Annotated in this window: 14 protein-coding genes; 5 read left to right on the forward strand and 9 right to left on the reverse strand. The window is 61.7% G+C overall.

What is annotated here, in order from left to right; translation table 11 throughout:
* Nucleotide 1 precedes the first annotated feature (1 nt).
* The gene (locus PMI09_RS21935) at nt 2-394 is read left to right on the forward strand and encodes a VOC family protein (protein ID WP_007799592.1); all 393 of its coding nucleotides are present in this window, start codon (nt 2-4) and stop codon (nt 392-394) included.
* Nucleotides 395-408: 14 nt separating this feature from the next.
* Here the strand turns inward: PMI09_RS21935 and PMI09_RS21940 are convergent, their stop codons facing one another.
* The 9 genes from PMI09_RS21940 to ubiE form a co-directional block, all read right to left on the reverse strand.
* Nucleotides 409-1,284 carry a DMT family transporter gene (locus PMI09_RS21940; RefSeq protein WP_007799594.1) on the reverse strand — a complete coding sequence of 292 codons (876 nt, stop codon included), beginning with the start codon at nt 1,282-1,284 and terminating at the stop codon, nt 409-411.
* Nucleotides 1,285-1,423: 139 nt separating this feature from the next.
* Nucleotides 1,424-3,085 carry a urocanate hydratase gene (locus PMI09_RS21945; RefSeq protein WP_007799596.1) on the reverse strand — a complete coding sequence of 554 codons (1,662 nt, stop codon included), beginning with the start codon at nt 3,083-3,085 and terminating at the stop codon, nt 1,424-1,426.
* Between the two features lie 53 nt (nt 3,086-3,138).
* Complete coding sequence (locus tag PMI09_RS21950) at nt 3,139-3,468, reverse strand: TfoX/Sxy family protein (RefSeq protein WP_007799599.1); 330 nt, start codon at nt 3,466-3,468, stop codon at nt 3,139-3,141.
* Nucleotides 3,469-3,472: 4 nt separating this feature from the next.
* Nucleotides 3,473-4,570, reverse strand: a complete 1,098-nt coding sequence (locus tag PMI09_RS21955) for a DUF917 domain-containing protein (RefSeq protein ID WP_007799601.1) — start codon at nt 4,568-4,570, stop codon at nt 3,473-3,475.
* Nucleotides 4,570-5,832: a Zn-dependent hydrolase gene (locus PMI09_RS21960; RefSeq protein ID WP_007799603.1), complete on the reverse strand. Its 1,263-nt coding sequence runs from the start codon at nt 5,830-5,832 to the stop codon at nt 4,570-4,572. The genes PMI09_RS21955 and PMI09_RS21960 overlap by 1 nt, the downstream gene beginning before the upstream one ends.
* A complete protein-coding gene (locus tag PMI09_RS21965; RefSeq protein WP_007799605.1) occupies nt 5,829-7,211 on the reverse strand; it encodes a dihydroorotase in 1,383 nt (460 codons plus the stop codon). Before PMI09_RS21965 ends, PMI09_RS21960 begins: the two co-directional genes overlap by 4 nt.
* A gap of 31 nt (nt 7,212-7,242) precedes the next feature.
* A complete protein-coding gene (locus PMI09_RS21970) occupies nt 7,243-8,826 on the reverse strand; it encodes an aromatic amino acid lyase (RefSeq protein WP_007799606.1) in 1,584 nt (527 codons plus the stop codon).
* A gap of 92 nt (nt 8,827-8,918) precedes the next feature.
* Nucleotides 8,919-10,493 carry a 2-polyprenylphenol 6-hydroxylase gene (gene ubiB / locus PMI09_RS21975; protein WP_007799608.1) on the reverse strand — a complete coding sequence of 525 codons (1,575 nt, stop codon included), beginning with the start codon at nt 10,491-10,493 and terminating at the stop codon, nt 8,919-8,921.
* Between the two features lie 56 nt (nt 10,494-10,549).
* Nucleotides 10,550-11,326, reverse strand: coding sequence for a bifunctional demethylmenaquinone methyltransferase/2-methoxy-6-polyprenyl-1,4-benzoquinol methylase UbiE (gene ubiE, locus PMI09_RS21980; RefSeq protein WP_007799610.1), 777 nt, complete (start codon nt 11,324-11,326; stop codon nt 10,550-10,552).
* Between the two features lie 151 nt (nt 11,327-11,477).
* Between ubiE and mutM the strand changes: the two genes are divergently transcribed.
* The 4 genes from mutM to dnaA all read left to right on the forward strand — a co-directional run bounded on the left by mutM (nt 11,478) and on the right by dnaA (nt 16,006).
* Complete coding sequence (gene mutM, locus PMI09_RS21985) at nt 11,478-12,368, forward strand: bifunctional DNA-formamidopyrimidine glycosylase/DNA-(apurinic or apyrimidinic site) lyase (RefSeq protein ID WP_007799611.1); 891 nt, start codon at nt 11,478-11,480, stop codon at nt 12,366-12,368.
* 14 nt (nt 12,369-12,382) lie between these two features.
* Entirely contained in the window at nt 12,383-13,156 is a 774-nt protein-coding gene (locus PMI09_RS21990; protein ID WP_007799614.1) for an enoyl-CoA hydratase, read from the forward strand.
* Nucleotides 13,157-13,341: 185 nt separating this feature from the next.
* A complete protein-coding gene (gene rpsT, locus PMI09_RS21995) occupies nt 13,342-13,620 on the forward strand; it encodes a 30S ribosomal protein S20 (RefSeq protein WP_007799616.1) in 279 nt (92 codons plus the stop codon).
* Between the two features lie 838 nt (nt 13,621-14,458).
* Nucleotides 14,459-16,006 carry a chromosomal replication initiator protein DnaA gene (dnaA, locus tag PMI09_RS22000; protein ID WP_007799619.1) on the forward strand — a complete coding sequence of 516 codons (1,548 nt, stop codon included), beginning with the start codon at nt 14,459-14,461 and terminating at the stop codon, nt 16,004-16,006.
* The last annotated feature ends 89 nt before the right edge of the window (nt 16,007-16,095 follow it).

Raw genomic sequence — 16,095 nt, forward strand, 5'->3', positions numbered from 1 at the left:
CATGATCCGTATTGACCACCTCGATCACCTTGTTCTGACGGTCACCGATATCGACGCGACCTGCGGCTTTTACGCGCGGACGCTCGGCATGACCGCGGAAACCTTCGGGGAGGGGCGCAGAGCCCTGAGGTTTGGCGACCAGAAAATCAACCTTCACCAGCATGGCCGCGAATTCGAGCCCAAGACGAAGCAGCCGACCCCGGGCTCGGCTGACCTCTGCTTCATCGCCAGCACGCCGCTGGCAGATGTCATCGCGCATCTTCAATCGCAGGGAGTGACAATCGTCGAGGGACCTGTCGATCGTACAGGTGCAGCCGGGCCAATCCGCTCCGTCTATATCAGGGATCCGGATGGCAATCTAATCGAAGTGTCGAATCCGAAACCTGAAGTCTGAAAATAATAAGCCGGCTATACGTTTTTCAGCGTACGTCGCGGCTGAACCCCTCTCATGCCGCTCCACAAATACCAGAAAACGGAGATCAGAACGATCACGCCGCCGATGATCGTGGAAACAGCGGGTGTCTCGGCGAAGGCAAGCCAGACCCAGAGTGGGCCGAGCACCACGTCCAGCAGCCCGATCAACCCGGCCTCGCTCGAGGGAATGTAGCGACCGCCGGTCATGAACAGCAGATAAGCGATTCCCGATGTCGTCGACCCAAAAACGGCAAGCACGAGGATTTCCTGCAGGCTCGGCATCGCATGAGACATCAAGGGCAGGCAGAGCAGCATGCAGAAGCCGGATCCAAGCGCATTGACCGGCGCCAGCCGCAGGGCGGGATAGCGCCGCGCCGCAACAAGCAGGATACTGAAGGTCACGGTCATCAGAAAGGCAAGCGCGTTGCCTGCGATATCGTCGGGCTTCGCGCCGAAACCGGCGACGATCAGGACGCCGACGAACGCGATCAGGCTGGCGGTAAGCACCCGTCTGCTGATGGTCTCCTTCAGCCAGACATAAGCGATACCCGCTGCGACAAAGGGAACAGTTGCGTAAATCGCAAGGACGTTGGCGACAGTCGTCAGCTTCAGCGCGCCGATATAGCCATACATCGACGTTGCGGCCATCAGCCCAAACAGCGGATAGAAATAGAACGGCACCTTGCCGGGCTCCGCGCTGATCCGCTGCTTTGCCAGAATGATGATCGTCAGCGCCAGCCCGCCGAACAGCGAGCGCCAGCCGAGTACGGTCCAGACGTCGAGATCGAGCGCCCGCACGAAGAGCCCCGCGGTGCTCCACATGATCGTAGCGATGCCGACGAGGAGCATACCGTAAGTGCGGGGCTGCATGGCGAGGTCCGTTCGTTGGAAGGGCAGCGGCGAATCGACATCCGATCTCTATCAGACACGCGCGGCTCGCGATCGATCCGTTGCGCCACGCCGTAGCGCAATCCGACGGAAAATTTGGATGACGGACCTCGGTGCGATCCTATCCAAGACGGATGTAAGGAACGTCCTTCTTTGCCACCTCGTCCAGCGCCTCGTCATAGCCGGCATCGGCATAGCGCATGACGCCAAGCGCCGTGTCGTTGGTGAGCGCATGGTCGAGCCGCTCGTCGGCGGCGTGGGTGCCATCGGCCACCACGGTTACGCCGCAGCTCGTCATGTAGCCGGCATAGCCTCCGCCGCCTGAATGGACGACCACGAGATCGGCCATCGATGAGCAGAGCATCATCGCATCGATCAGCGGCCAGTCGGCGATCGCGTCGGAGCCGTCCTTCATCCGCTCGGTCATGATGTTCGGATGCGCCATCGCACCGGCGTCGAGATGATCGCGCGAGAAGGCAATAGGTCCCCTCAACTCACCGCTTGCGACCAGCTCGTTGACCCGGCGGGCCAGCATCGTGCGTTCGCCGTGGCCGAGCCAGGCAATGCGCGCCGGCAAGCCCTCGAAGGGCACGTGCTCGCGCGCCAGCCGGATCCAGTTGGTGATGATCTTGTTCTCGGGGAACATCTCCAAGAGCAGATCGTCGATCCGCGCGATGTCGCTTTCCTCGCCGGACAGTGCCATCCAGCGGAAGGGACCGATTGCCCGCGCAAAGAGCGGCCGAAGATAGGCTTCGGTGAAGATCGGAATGTCGAAGGCGTTGGCTACGCCGCCTTCTTTCGCCTGGGTGCGGATCAGGTTGCCGTTGTCGAAGACTTCCGAGCCCTTCTTCTGGAAGTCCAGCATTGCTGTCACATGCTGGACGATCGAGGCGCGGCTTGCCGCCATCAACTGTCCCTGGCCGTCCTCGCGCAGCTCGCGAACCTGTGCAAGACTCATGCCCTTCGGCACGTAGCCGTAGACGAGGTCGTGGGCGGAGGTTTGGTCGGTGACGATATCGGGAACGATGCCGCGCCGCGCGATTTCGGGATAGATCTCCGCCGCATTGCCGACGAGACCGACGGAAAGCGCTCGCTTATCCTTCACAGCGGCGTCGATCACGGCGAGCGCGGTGTCGAGATCCGGTGCGATTTCCTGCAGGTAGCCGATCTCCTGCCGCTTTTTCGCGCGCTCGGGGTCGATGTCGACGCAGAGGATCGCCGCGCCCGCCATGCGGCCGGCGAGCGGCTGTGCGCCGCCCATGCCGCCGAGCCCCGCCGTCAGCACAAAGCGTCCGAGGAGGTCGCCGCCGAACCGGCGCTCGGCGATGCGCATGAAGATTTCATAGGTGCCCTGAATGACGCCTTGGCTGCCAATATACTGCCAGGCGCCGGCTGTCAGCCCGCCCCAGCAGATCAATCCTTTGCGCTGCAGCTCGTAGAAGACCTCGGCCTTCGCCCATTGCCCGACGATGTTGCAGTTCGCCATGATCACCAGCGGCGCCTTCGCGTGCGTCTTCACAAGGCCGATCGGCTTGCCGGACTGGATCAGCAGCGTCTGGTCCTCGTCCATTTCGGTCAGTGCCTTGACGATGCCCTTGTGCGCCGCCCAGTTGCGGGCGGCTTTGCCGAGTGCGGCGTAGACGACGAGATTGTCCGGATCCTCGCCGACCGAGAGAACGTTTTCCAGAAGCCGCAGCAGCGCCTCCTGCCGCCAGCCCTTGGCGCGCAATTCCGGTCCGCCCGGAATCGGAAATTTCGGATGACGTGGATTGGGCTTCGGCATCTTGGTCGTTCCTCTATCTCTGTCTTTTTGGGCCTCTTGGCCCCATGTCTCGCTCACTTGGCGGGCAGTGAGCGCACAAAGGTTATGGCGGCCTCCAGGAGACGGCGCCGCATATCGTCATCGCCGTAAATCTCCGCGCCGACCCTGACCCATCCGTGCATCGCACGACCGCCGGAAAGCATCTGCGCGGCGCCGGGCAAATTGAGCGCCCAGCCGTCATTGCCTTTGCCGAGACGGATCAGCATGCCGTCTGCTCGGGCGCCGCAAAGGAGATTTCCGTCGAGCAGGAAGGCCAAGCCGCCGAACATCGGCTTCTCGCTGAGACCGGAAATAGTGCCCAGCTCCTCCCGCAGTAATTCCTCGAGGCCAACGTCCCGCGCCATGAGATCAGGCCTCTGGCGCGAGCGCGTAGCGGGCAAGCTCGATGCCCATCGCTTTCTCCACCGGGGGATATACGGTCGGGTCAAGAACGCTGGCCGACAGCGGAATGATGCTCATCGGCACATGCAGGATGAAGACATGCATGCCGCCCTTCAACTGGCCGACGCTCAGCGGCTCTCCGTCAGGCGAGAGCGTCGTGATAACAGAGGGGAAGGTCGCGACCCGTTTGCCCTCGATGTCGTCGACGGCCATGTATTCGTTCATCACATGCATGGTCACTGCCTTGTCGCCGGAGCCGACGACGATCGTGCCGATGTCGAAGGCCTCATTGGTATAGACGACGTCCTTCTTGGTGATGATGCCTTCCGCCAGGATGTGCCCGCCGGTTGTCTTGCAGATGGCGTCGATCACGGCCGAGCCACCGATCTTCTCCGCGACGATGATCGCCTCGCCAAGCGCCAATGCCATTGAGATGCCCCCAAGCGCTGCGTGGGTACGCACATAAGAGGCGCGCAGCGGATTGCGGCAACTGGCGATAAAGCCACCGGACTGATCGGAAGCCGCCCGCAGGATCGGCGAGATCTTCGCCGTCGCGCCCTTCACGACAAGCTCGATGTATCGGTTTTCGGCGCGGTTCCCGCCGACCGCCGTCTGGATCATCTGTTCAGGCGAGCCCGCCATGCCGATCGAGCCCATGTCGCCGGTCGGATGCGCGCGGATATCGCCGACGGCATCGACGACCTTGGTTCCGAGAATAGCGGACGGGAGCCAGCCGTTCAGCGTCGATGACTTGCCGTTCTGGCCGATGATCAGCCCGGACAGCTTCTCCCCGAGTTCGTCCTGCAGCAACTGCACGGCCTTCACATAGTCGATGCCCTGCATTTCCCAGGGGGTCGTTGAGGCGGGCGCGCCGATCGCGGCGGCAGTAGCGATCCAGTCGTCGTCCTTCAGCTCATCGATCGATACGAGTTCCGGCTTGCCGACGTTGACGGCGGCATAGCCGAGCATGCGGCCATGATCCGCCCAGCCGCCGCCACCGGCGGCATAGACCGACCCGCCCTTGACGGCTGCTTCGACATCCTTCTCAACGAGTATGCGTCCCATCAGGCATTCTCCTGCTTCAAGCTCTTGTCCATGTCTAAGACGGCTTCGAAAAGCACGGCCGCCCCAAGCGCGATGTCATCGTTTTCCGCCCATTCGTCAGCGGAGTGGCTGCGCCCCTCCTTGCACGGCACGAAGATCATGGCCGCGGCCGCCACCTTGGCAATCCATGCCATGTCGTGGCCGGCGCCCGATGCCATGCGCCGGTGCTTGGCGCCGACGGTTTCGCACGCCTTTTCGAGCGTCTTCAACAGTCCGGCATCGCTCGGCGTCGGATAATTGTCAGAGACGCGCATGGGGCTCTTGATCGACACTCCGTAAGTAATGGCTAACTTAATGACATGCTCGTCCAGCCACTCACAGAAGGCCTCCATGTCATTTCGGACCTCGGCGCGCCCATCGATCAGCAAGACGACTTTCGAGGGAACGACGTTGGCCGCATTCGGTTCGATCCGGAACTCGCCGACCGTCGCCGCAAAATGTCCAGGCGTCTTTGCCCGGGCGGCCGCGGCATTGCGGATATCGAGAACCAGTTGCGCGGCGGCGACCAGCGCATCCGAGCGGTTATCCATCGGCGTCGTGCCGGCATGGTCCGCGCGCCCCTCGACGATGATCTCAATCCGGGTGATCCCGGCGATCGCCGTGACGATGCCGATATCCTTCTTCTCGTTCTCAAGGACCGGTCCCTGCTCGATATGCAGTTCGAGAAAGCCGGCAATATCGGGCCTGTTCTGCTGCGGCAGCACGCCCGGGCGCCCGCCGACCTCGGCAATCGCCTCGGCCAGATCACGCCCGTCCGTCACGCGGGAAAGCCAGGCTTCCGGCAGTTGCCCGGTCATGCCTCGGCTGCCGATACAGGAGACGCCGAAAATGCTGACCTCCTCCGCAAGGAAGTCGACGATCTCCAGGTCGTGATCGAGTTCAATGTCCTGATCGCTCAGCGCACGGGCGACTTCCAGCGCCGCCACCACGCCGGCAGTGCCGTCGAAGCGCCCACCATCCGGCACGGTGTCCGAGTGCGATCCGAGCATGATCGTGCCGAGCCCGTCTACGGCGCCCCGTCGCTTGCCGATCAGGTTGCCGGCGGCATCGGTCCTTGTCTCAAGGCCAGCCGCCCGCATGCGCGCTTCGATATGGGAGCGCCCCTCGAGAAAGAGCGGGGAGAAGGCGCGGCGCGTCCACGGACGGGACGGCTCGGTAATCCCGGCCAGAGCGTCGATATCCTCCGCGATGCGGCCGGCATTGACCGGCAGGTTTCGGCTCATTCTGCGGCTCCGGCAATCACCTGCCTTGGCAGCGGACGCACAAATTGGCCGGTCCCCGGCTCAGCCAACACGGTCGCGCCATCGGTGATCTTGCTACCGCGCAGATAGGTCGCGGAGACCGTCCAGGGAAGGCGGATGCCGTTGTAAGGGCTCCAGCCGACCACGTTGTTGCCACTCGCTGCCGCGTCATAGACCGTTTCGCGCGGCTCGAGCACGACGATATCGGCGTCCTTGCCTGATGTGAGCGCGCCCTTCACGTGATCGAGGCGGAAATGCTTCGCCGGGTTTTCCGCCATCAGCTTTGCCGCCCATGTCAGCGGGATGCCGCGCTCGGAGGCGCCCTTGATGAAGAGCGGCACCATCACTTCGAGCCCGGGCACGCCTGACGCGTTTGCGAGCATGTCAGGGTTGGTCTTGCGATTTTCAGACCAGCTGACGTGATCCGTCGAGACCAGCCAGACATTGCCCTCGGCGACCCTGCGCCACAGCGCCTCGACCTCGGCGCGCGGCCGGATCGGCGGATTGATCTTCGCCTTGCCGCCGAGGCGTTTGACGTCGTTTTCCTCGTCCAGCGTCAGATAATGAATGCAGCATTCCACCGTCGCCTCGAAGCCATCGCGGCGGTAGGCGCGTGCGATGTCGTAGCCGCGTCCGAGGGAGCAATGCACCACATGCGACGGGCATCCAGTATTGGCGCCGGTTTCGAAGATGGTGTGCATCGCCAGCAGCTCGGTGATCGGCGGCCGGGACAGGCCATGCGCCCGCCAATCGGTGATTCCGCTTGCCTTCACGCGCTCCATATAGGTGCGAACAGCTTCGTCATCCTCGTTGTGAACGCCGGCGGTCAGCCCCGTCGGTGTGATCGCGGCAAAGCACTCGTCCAGCAGGGCAGGGGGGATGCGCGGGAAACGTTTCGGGTCCGTACCGAACGTCGAGAACTTGAAGGCTGCAACGCCGGCATCCACCATTTCGGCTACCCGCTTGGCGCCTTCCTCAGGATCCACGGTTCCGTACAGCGCAAAATCGACCCGCGCCTGCGGACCGGCATGGGCGATCTTCTTCTTCACGGCTTCCGCCGAGCAGACAAGGTTGCCTTCATCGTAAGGCATATCGACGATCGTCGTCACGCCGCCGGCAGCAGCCGAGCGGGTCGACCAGATGAAATCCTCCTGGTCCTTTTGCGACAGCGAGTGAACCTGGGCGTCGATTGCTCCTGGCAGGATCAATGCCTTGCCGAGGAGGTGGCGCTCGCGCGCGGCAGGCGGCACGCCGAGACCGATTTCCGCAATCTTGCCATCGCGGACGGCGACGTAGCCGGCTTCCAGGATGCGCTCCGGCAAAACGACCGTGCCTTGCAGAACGAGATCGAAATCAGCCATGCCGCTTTCTCCGTGGCGAATATTGAAGGGATCAAATAGCGACCGGTTCCTGGGTCAGGCGCTGTTCGATGCGCTCCAGCGAGCCGAGCGCAAAGAAATCGTCGAACGAAGCGATCGGCACCTCTTCGATGAGTTTGGACATGAAGGCGCCGGAACCAAGCTCTTCCTCGATCGCTTCCACCTCGGCAGAGAGCGGCCGGTCGACCGTATAAAAGTCCGCATGCTTGCGAACGACGTCATAAAGCATACCGCCGACGCCCTTCGGCTTGTCGCCGAGGATGTCCACGGCCTGCGCCGAAAGCAGTGCTTCGAGAGCGGCAAGTCGCATCAGAGCTCGCATCTGGCGCTCGAAACGCTCGATCACCAGCGGCAGGAAGGCAGCCTCATCCTCAAGGCCCGCCGCAACGACCAGAGACTGCGCCGACACCGGGTTCGACATCGACAGCACGCGCGAGAAAATCTCGCCGGCCAGCTTGATGATTGGGCCGAAACCTGTGGCGATACGGCCGGGCGGCACGAGATTGACGGGCAGGTCGCGGCGCTGACCGTTGCCGAGCAGGACGCATCGGTTGAAAGCGTTGCGGGCGGCGTGCGCCATGCAGAGAGCCGCTGACTCCAGCAGGATCGTCACATCGAGCGGCAGCGACCCGCCCGAGGTCATGACCCGACCCTCGACGACGACAGGGTTGTCGTCGGAGCGTCCGGTGGCGGCGAGGATCTTGTGTCCTGTTGTCAGCAGGTTCTCGATCACCGCGCCGAAAACCTGCGCGATCATGCGCAGGCTCAACGGGTCCTGGACGTGGGTTTTGACCGGCCAATCCCAAGCGTCCGAAGCGTTGCAGAGCCAGGAGCCGATCAAAGCCTCCCGGGAGGTGCCGACATGGCGGACGGAAAGCCACGGATCGCGGGACGCGCCAAGCGCGCCTGATGCCATCATGCCGGAGGCCAGCAGCACGCGAATGGAGGCTGCGGCATTGCGTGTCGCATCCGCCGCTGCCGCGAAGCTCACGGCGTTGACGCTGAGCGAGGCGAGGCTGTCCCGCGGAGCCATGGTGAAGGGCTTCATGCCGGCTGCCGCGAAGGCATCGGCCGCCTGCATGCGCTTGCCACGATGGACGGCTTCCCCGACGCCGGTCAGCACGGCGCCGATCTGTCCCATGAGGCCGATGTCGGCGCAGCCAATGGAGCCGGTACGGCGGACGATCGGAATGATGTCAGCTTCCAGCATCCGCATATAGGCATCGACGAGTCCGGGCGTGCAGCCGACCTGCCCTGTCAGAGCGGTATTGATACGGATGGCCATCGCATTGCGCACAACGGAGCTCGAAAACGGCGTCCCTGTGCCGAAGTGATGCGCACGCACGAGCCCGAGATTGAAAGCGTCCAGATCCTCCGGGGACCACTCGACATCCTTCATGGCGCCGACGCCGGTCGTCGCACCGTAGACGGGCATTCCGGCGTTGATCGCATCCTCGACAATTCCGCGCGCGATCTCGACACGGGCCATGCCCGTTGCCGAAGCCGAAAGCGCCACCTTGCCCGATCCGATCCTCACCATCTCAGCAAAGCTGAGCGGCTGCCCGGAAAGTTCGATGCGGGGGCGTTCGTGCTTCATCTGCCATATCTCCTTGAAAAGTGAGACTATGCGACGGCGCTACTCGATGGGATATCCCAAATATCGAACACAACATGCATTGCTGCGATGGATCAGGTCACCACCCAGGCTATATAGAGAAGGGCGAGCGCGATAATCCAGAGGGCGAACCGACCGGAGCGATTGTGGCGCGCTTCGGATTTGCCGATGGCCTCGGCCGTTTCCGCATCGAACCGCAATCCATGCTCGCTCATGTGCAGCAGTTGATGGTGGAACTTCTCCGTCTTGGCGGCAATCTCAGGTGCAGCTTCGGCAAGCTTGACCGCCGCCTTCAACCCGTCCTTGAGATCGGTGACGACGCGCTTCGGGCCGAGATTGTTGCGAATCCAGTCGCCGACGACGGGTTCGGACGCTTTCCACATGTTGAAGCGTGGATTGAGCATGCGTGATACACCTTCGACCACGACCATCGTCTTCTGCAGCATGACCAGTTCTGGCCGCGTCGCCATGTCGAAGAGTTCGGTCACCTCGAACAGCAGCGTCAGCAGCTTGCCCATCGAGATGGTTTCGGCGGGCTGGCCATGGATCGGCTCGCCGATCGCGCGGATCGCTTGCGCGAAGCTCTCGACATTGTGGTGGCCCGGCACGTAGCCCGCCTCGAAGTGGACCTCCGCCACCCGGATATAGTCACGGGTGATGAAACCGAACAGAATTTCGGCAAGGAAGCGGCGCTCCTTCTTCCCCAGCCTTCCCACGATCCCCATGTCGACAGCAACGATATCGCCGTGCTCGTCGACAAAGAGATTGCCGGGATGCATGTCGGCGTGGAAGAAGCCGTCGCGCAGCGTATGACGCAGGAAGGACTGGATCAGCGCATCCGCAAGCATATTGAGATCATGACCGGCTGCGCGCAAGCCATCGACGTCGGACATCTTGACGCCGTCGATCCACTCCATGGTGATCACGTCGCGGCCGGTGCGCTCCCAATCGACCTTCGGCACACGGAAGCCCGGGTCTTTCTCGGTGTTTTCGGCGATCTCGGAAAGGGCCGCAGCCTCCAGGCGCAGGTCCATTTCCACTTTGGTCGTCTGCTCCAGGGTCTTCGTCACTTCGACCGGCCTCAACCGCCGGCTTGAAGGCATGAAGCGCTCCTGCATGTGAGCGACGAGATACATCGCCTCAATGTCATGGGAGAAACGCTGACGCACGCCTGGGCGTACAACCTTGACCGCAACCTTCTTGCGTCCGGCAGCCGTATCGACCTCGGCGGGGTGGACCTGGGCGATCGAAGCGGCCGCAATCGGGTCGCCGAAGCTTGCATATAGCTCCTCGATCGGGCGGCCGAGAGACCCGGAGATGCTCGCCTTGGCGGCGGCGAGCGGAAAGAACGCCATGCGGTCCTGGAGCTGCGACAGATCGTCGGCGAACTCGACGCCGACGACATCCGGGCGCGTTGCCAGGAACTGGCCGATCTTCACATAGGAGGGGCCGAGCCGCTCAACGGCCTGCGCCAGCCGATCGCTGCGCTTCTTCGATTTCGAACGATTGCGCGCGAAGAGGCCGACAAACGACTTGGCAAGGCCGACCGAGGGCGGAAGATCTTCCGACGGAAGGGCCGAAATCACGCCTTCGCGCACGAGAATCCAGCCGACACGCCAGAGCCGGAAATATGCTCCCAAGGTGCTCATGCCGGATTGCCTGCCTGCGAAAGCAAGCGGGTGAACGACTGTTCTCGAACCATCCCTCAGAGCTTCCAGCCGGAGTGGAGAGCTGCGATCCCGCCGGTGTAGTTCGTGAAGTTCACGCGCGAGAAGCCGGCGTTGCGGATCATGTCCGCAAAATTCTCCTGGTTGGGGAACTTGCGGATGGATTCGACGAGATACTGATAGGGCTCGGCCTCGCCTGTGATCGCCTTGCCGAACTTTGGAATGGCATTGAAGGACCAGCTGTCATAGACGCGATCGAGAAACGGCATATCCACTTCTGAAAACTCGAGTACGAGCAGCCGGCCGCCGCGCTTCAGCACACGATAGGCTTCGCTCAGCGCCACGTCGATGCGCGGCACATTGCGGATACCGAAGGCGATCGTATAGGCGTCGAAGCTGTTCGGATCGAATGGCAGATCCTCAGCGTTTGCCTCGACGAAAGTCAGGTTGTCCGAAAGCTTCTTCTTGGCGGCGCGCTCGGCGCCGACCGCCAGCATGGAGCCGTTGATGTCGAGCACGGTCGCATGGGCCTGCCGGTTGGACGCCTCAACGATGCGAAATGCGATGTCGCCGGTGCCGCCGGCAACGTCGAGAACCTTGTAGCCGGGCTCCTTGCGCGGATTGAGCGCTGCAATCATCGCGTCCTTCCAGACGCGGTGCATGCCGACCGACATGACGTCGTTCATGATGTCGTAGCGTTTGGCGACCTTGTGGAAGACCTCGTTGACCAGGCCCTGCTTTTCACCATCCGCCACTTCGCGGAAGCCGTAGGATGTTTCCATGCCGCCTTCGGCGGAGGTACGGCTTTCTGACATCGAAATACTCCATCTCTCTGAAATCGGCGCGGCGACCATAGCGAACCGACGCGCGCGGCGCTATCTGTGGGCCACGCTCAAAGCCGCGGCACCTTGGCGCTATAGCGCACAACGCTCGTGGTTGAAACATGTTAGATATAGATGGGTTAAGATGCCGGAATTGCCAGAAGTCGAAACCGTCAGACGCGGGCTTGCCCCGACCATGGAAGGCGCGCGGATCGCCCGCCTGGAGCTACGTCGCAAGGACCTGCGGTTTCCCTTTCCCGACGGTTTGGAAGCGCGCGTGACAGGCCGCAGGATCGTCGCGCTCGGTCGCCGCGCTAAATATCTGCTGATCGACCTCGACGACGGCACGACGATCATCTCGCATCTCGGCATGTCCGGCTCGTTCCGCATCGAGGCGGGACCGCTTTCCGATGCGCCGGGCGAATTTAATCATCCGCGCTCGAAGGACGAAAAGCATGATCATGCGATCTTCCATCTGGAAGGGCCGAACGGTGTCAGCCGCGTCATCTATAATGACCCGCGTCGCTTCGGCTTCATGGACATGGCGCAGCGTTCCGAACTGGAGCTCAATCCGTTCCTCTTCGGCCTCGGGCCGGAGCCGACGGGCAACGAACTCAGTGCCGCCTATCTGGCGGAACGTTTCGCCGGCAAGGCGCAGCCGCTAAAGAGCGCGCTGCTGGATCAAAAGACCATTGCCGGGCTCGGCAATATATATGTCTGCGAGGCGCTGTGGCGTTCGCACCTGCGTCCCACCCGTGCTGCGGCGACGCTTGTCACCAAGACAGGCAAGCCGAACAAGCAGATGGACCTTCTGGTCGCCTCCATTCGCGACGTCATCGCCGACGCCATCAAGGCTGGCGGCTCGTCACTGCGCGACCATATCCAGGCGGATGGCTCGCTCGGTTATTTCCAGCATTCCTTCTCTGCCTATGACCGCGAAAGTCTACCTTGCCGCACCCCGGGCTGTGGCGGTACGGTCGCCCGCATTGTCCAGGCGGGGCGCTCGACCTTCTATTGCCCTGCCTGTCAAAAGTAACGGGAGGATTGTCCATGGCCTATGAAACGCTGATCGTCGAAACCCGCGGCGCGGTCGGCCTGATCACGCTGAACCGTCCACAGGCGCTGAACGCGCTGAACTCGACCGTGCTGAAGGAGCTTCTTCAGGCCTACGAAGCCTTCCAGGCCGATGATGCCGTTGGCGCGATGGTCCTGACCGGTTCCGAGCGCGCATTCGCCGCCGGTGCCGACATCAAGGAAATGCAGCCGCTGGACTATGTCGATGTCTACAGCCGCGATCTGATGAGCGGATGGGACGACGTCGCGAAGGTGCGCAAGCCCGTAATCGCGGCCGTCAGCGGCTTTGCGCTTGGCGGCGGCTGCGAGCTGGCAATGATGTGCGACGTCATCATCGCCTCGGAGACTGCCAAGTTCGGCCAGCCGGAGATCACCCTCGGCGTCATTCCTGGCATGGGCGGCTCGCAGCGACTTACGCGCGCTGTCGGCAGGTACAAGGCCATGGATCTGATCCTCACCGGCCGCATGATGGACGCTGCCGAAGCCGAGCGCGCAGGACTCGTTTCGCGTGTGGTGGCGCCCGAGCGGCTGCTGGATGAGGCATTGGAGGCAGCCGCCAAGATCGCCTCGCTATCGCGTCCTTCCGTGCTGATGGCGAAGGAGGCCGTAAACCGCGCACTGGAGACCACCTTGGAGGAAGGTCTGCGCTTCGAGCGTCGCCTTTTCCACAGCCTCTTTTCCACCGAAGACCAGAAAGAAGGGATGACGGCCTTCATCGAAAAGCGTAAGCCCGCCTTCAAGAACCGCTGAGCCTTGGAGAAAGGCGGCGTTTCCTCGAAAATGCGCGTTGACGTGGGTCGGCTTTAGGGTTATATGCCCGCCCACGGTTCGGGAAGCCACTCCGGTTTTCCGATTATGCTCCCGTATTGCTGTATGAAGTGGCCGCAAGGCCCGCGGTGATGACGGAGTTTGTTCGAATTCTTAGAGAGGCATCCATGGCCAATACAACTTCGGCGAAAAAAGCGACCCGCAAGATCGCCCGCCGTACCGACGTCAATAAGGCTCGTCGCTCGCGCGTTCGTACTTTCGTTCGCAAGGTCGAAGAGGCAATCGCATCCGGTGATGCTGCCAAGGCAAAGGAAGCATTCCTCGCCGCGCAGCCGGAACTGGCGCGCGCCGCAGGTAAGGGCGTGCTGCACGCCAACACGGCTTCCCGCAAGGTCTCGCGCCTGGCAGCTCGTGTGAAGGCTCTGTCGGTTTCTGCGACCGCATAATCTTTCATTAACAAACGCGTCGTTATGATTAGCCCGGCAACTTTGTCGGGCTTTTTCGATTCCGCCGACTGGCTTCCGTATGGTTAATTCGGCGACGATTTCATGTCGAGCGTGTGACACGAAAAATGCAATAAAAACAAGTACTTGCTGTAGGATACTTCAGGTGGGCTCGACTCAGAGCCTACAATCTGCGGTCTGAGCTGAGTCAAGAAGCTTTTTTATTTTTTTCTTTTTATGCGTGTCAAAAATGCCGGCGGGACGAATCTCCTTGATTCAAAAGCGATTCTTTTTTGACACGGATGTGACGCCCAAAGACTGCCCCCGGAGTCAACGGCCCGCTCTTAATTTTGCGTAAAATTCATCGTTGATTCCCGCATTCGATCCTGCCTAAATGCCGATCAACAAGGGGTCCAGACATCACCTGTGAAGGCTTGGTCTGAAACTGCCACGTCGGCAGGACGATGAAGCTGTGCCACTTGTTACGGAGAGTCTAAAGCCTCCGGTTTTTCACGCACTTGAGCATTTTTGACTGCGACGTGGCTGTCGCGGAATGGTGATGTTTTGTGTGTTGGTTTGCACGCGTTGCGTGAAACCGGAATGGGGAAGAGAAGTCGTGGCAAGACGACCGGACGCCAGCTGACGAGGAGCGGCCTCCAGTCCGACAGAAGGTAGTCGAAGCCGCATGAGGCGGGCTCGCGCTTTCTTGGAAAGTCTTGTGAGTGGGGCAGTATTTGAGTGAACCGGCAGGCGAGTGGCTCATGAGGGTGCCACTTTCTGGTCATAGCGGGGAAATAATCGGGCGACGAACAAAGTCGGCCGACGAATGGAAGGCGGCATGATGCAGATGAATACAATGACGGCGGATGCCCTGGAGAGTGGGGACAATGAACCGCAGGCGTTTGGCTCTATTTGTGCTGGAGCGGCAGGGGAAAAGGGAGACATGAAGCATGGTGTACTTTTCGAGCGTGTCAGCGCCCGCCTGAAGGCGCAAGTCGGTCCGGATGTCTATGCAAGCTGGTTTGCGCGGCTGAAATTGCATTCGGTTTCCAAGAGCGTCGTGCGCCTAACGGTGCCGACAACTTTTCTGAAGTCCTGGATCAACAACCGGTATCTTGAGCTGATCACCAGCCTGTTCCAGGCCGAAGACTCCGAAATCCTGAAAGTCGAAATTCTTGTTCGCACGGCAACGCGTGGCGTTGGCAAGCCGGCCGAAGAGCCGGTTTCCGCTGAGCCTGTTGCCACTACGCAGACGCGCCGCCCAGCGGCGCAGCATGCCGGCCAGATTGTGCAGCAGGCGGTATCGTCCGCAGCCGCTGCGCGTCCGGCCAGTGCTGGCCAGCCGCTCTTTGGTTCGCCGCTCGACTCGCGCTTCACCTTCGACACCTTCGTTGAAGGCAGCTCGAACCGCGTAGCACTTGCTGCTGCCAAGACGATTGCGGAAGCCGGGCAGGGCGCTGTCCGTTTCAATCCGCTCTTCGTCCATTCCAGCGTTGGTCTCGGCAAGTCGCATCTTTTGCAGGCGATCGCCAATGCCGCGGTTCAGAACCCGCGCGCACTGCGCGTCGTCTATCTAACGGCGGAGTATTTCATGTGGCGTTTCGCAACGGCGATCCGCGACAATGATGCTTTGACCCTGAAGGACTCGCTGCGCAACATCGACCTTCTGATCATCGATGACATGCAGTTCCTGCAGGGCAAGATGATCCAGCACGAGTTCTGCCACCTGCTGAACATGCTGCTCGACAGTGCCAAGCAGGTTGTGGTCGCTGCTGACCGCGCTCCCTGGGAGCTGGAATCGCTTGATCCACGCGTCCGCTCGCGTCTTCAGGGCGGTGTGGCCATCGAGCTCGATGCGCCGGACTACGAAATGCGCCTTGAGATCCTGAAGCGCCGCCTCGCTGCTGCCCGCGTTGAGGATCCGTCTCTGGAAATCCCGGCGGAATTGATCAACCATGTTGCCCGCAATATCACGGCAAGCGGCCGCGAGCTGGAAGGCGCCTTCAACCAGCTGCTTTTCCGCCGCTCCTTCGAGCCGAACCTGACGGTCGAGCGCGTCGATGAGCTTCTTGCTCATCTCGTTGGCTCGGGCGAGCCGCGCCGTGTCCGCATCGAGGACATCCAGCGGATCGTCGCACGGCACTACAACGTGTCGCGTCAGGAGCTGGTCTCGAACCGCCGCACCCGCGTCATCGTCAAACCGCGCCAGATCGCCATGTATCTGTCAAAGACGCTGACGCCGCGGTCCTTCCCGGAAATCGGCCGCCGCTTTGGCGGTCGCGACCATACGACCGTGCTGCATGCCGTGCGTAAGATCGAGGAGCTGATTGCGGGAGACACCAAGCTTTCGCATGAAATCGAATTGCTGAAGCGCTTGATCAACGAATAGTCGGGCAATCTTCTGTGCAAGCTTGACGGCCGGGCATTGCCCCGGCCGTTTTCTTTTGCGCACAATCTTCTGTACGCTGGAGTGGCGGA

Source organism: Rhizobium sp. CF122, assembly GCF_000282035.1.
Classification (GTDB): Bacteria; Pseudomonadota; Alphaproteobacteria; order Rhizobiales; family Rhizobiaceae; genus Rhizobium.

Bases quoted from the DNA above. Each gene is read 5' to 3' on its own strand.
- PMI09_RS21965 (WP_007799605.1), bottom strand. From the start codon at position 7,211: ATGGCTGATTTCGATCTCGTTCTGCAAGGCACGGTCGTTTTGCCGGAG.
- rpsT (WP_007799616.1), top strand. From the start codon at position 13,342: ATGGCCAATACAACTTCGGCGAAAAAAGCGACCCGCAAGATCGCCCGC.
- PMI09_RS21935 (WP_007799592.1), top strand. From the start codon at position 2: ATGATCCGTATTGACCACCTCGATCACCTTGTTCTGACGGTCACCGAT.
- dnaA (WP_007799619.1), top strand. From the start codon at position 14,459: ATGCAGATGAATACAATGACGGCGGATGCCCTGGAGAGTGGGGACAAT.
- PMI09_RS21990 (WP_007799614.1), top strand. From the start codon at position 12,383: ATGGCCTATGAAACGCTGATCGTCGAAACCCGCGGCGCGGTCGGCCTG.
- mutM (WP_007799611.1), top strand. From the start codon at position 11,478: ATGCCGGAATTGCCAGAAGTCGAAACCGTCAGACGCGGGCTTGCCCCG.
- PMI09_RS21955 (WP_007799601.1), bottom strand. From the start codon at position 4,570: ATGGGACGCATACTCGTTGAGAAGGATGTCGAAGCAGCCGTCAAGGGC.
- PMI09_RS21960 (WP_007799603.1), bottom strand. From the start codon at position 5,832: ATGAGCCGAAACCTGCCGGTCAATGCCGGCCGCATCGCGGAGGATATC.
- PMI09_RS21945 (WP_007799596.1), bottom strand. From the start codon at position 3,085: ATGCCGAAGCCCAATCCACGTCATCCGAAATTTCCGATTCCGGGCGGA.
- PMI09_RS21950 (WP_007799599.1), bottom strand. From the start codon at position 3,468: ATGGCGCGGGACGTTGGCCTCGAGGAATTACTGCGGGAGGAGCTGGGC.
- ubiE (WP_007799610.1), bottom strand. From the start codon at position 11,326: ATGTCAGAAAGCCGTACCTCCGCCGAAGGCGGCATGGAAACATCCTAC.
- PMI09_RS21970 (WP_007799606.1), bottom strand. From the start codon at position 8,826: ATGAAGCACGAACGCCCCCGCATCGAACTTTCCGGGCAGCCGCTCAGC.
- ubiB (WP_007799608.1), bottom strand. From the start codon at position 10,493: ATGAGCACCTTGGGAGCATATTTCCGGCTCTGGCGTGTCGGCTGGATT.
- PMI09_RS21940 (WP_007799594.1), bottom strand. From the start codon at position 1,284: ATGCAGCCCCGCACTTACGGTATGCTCCTCGTCGGCATCGCTACGATC.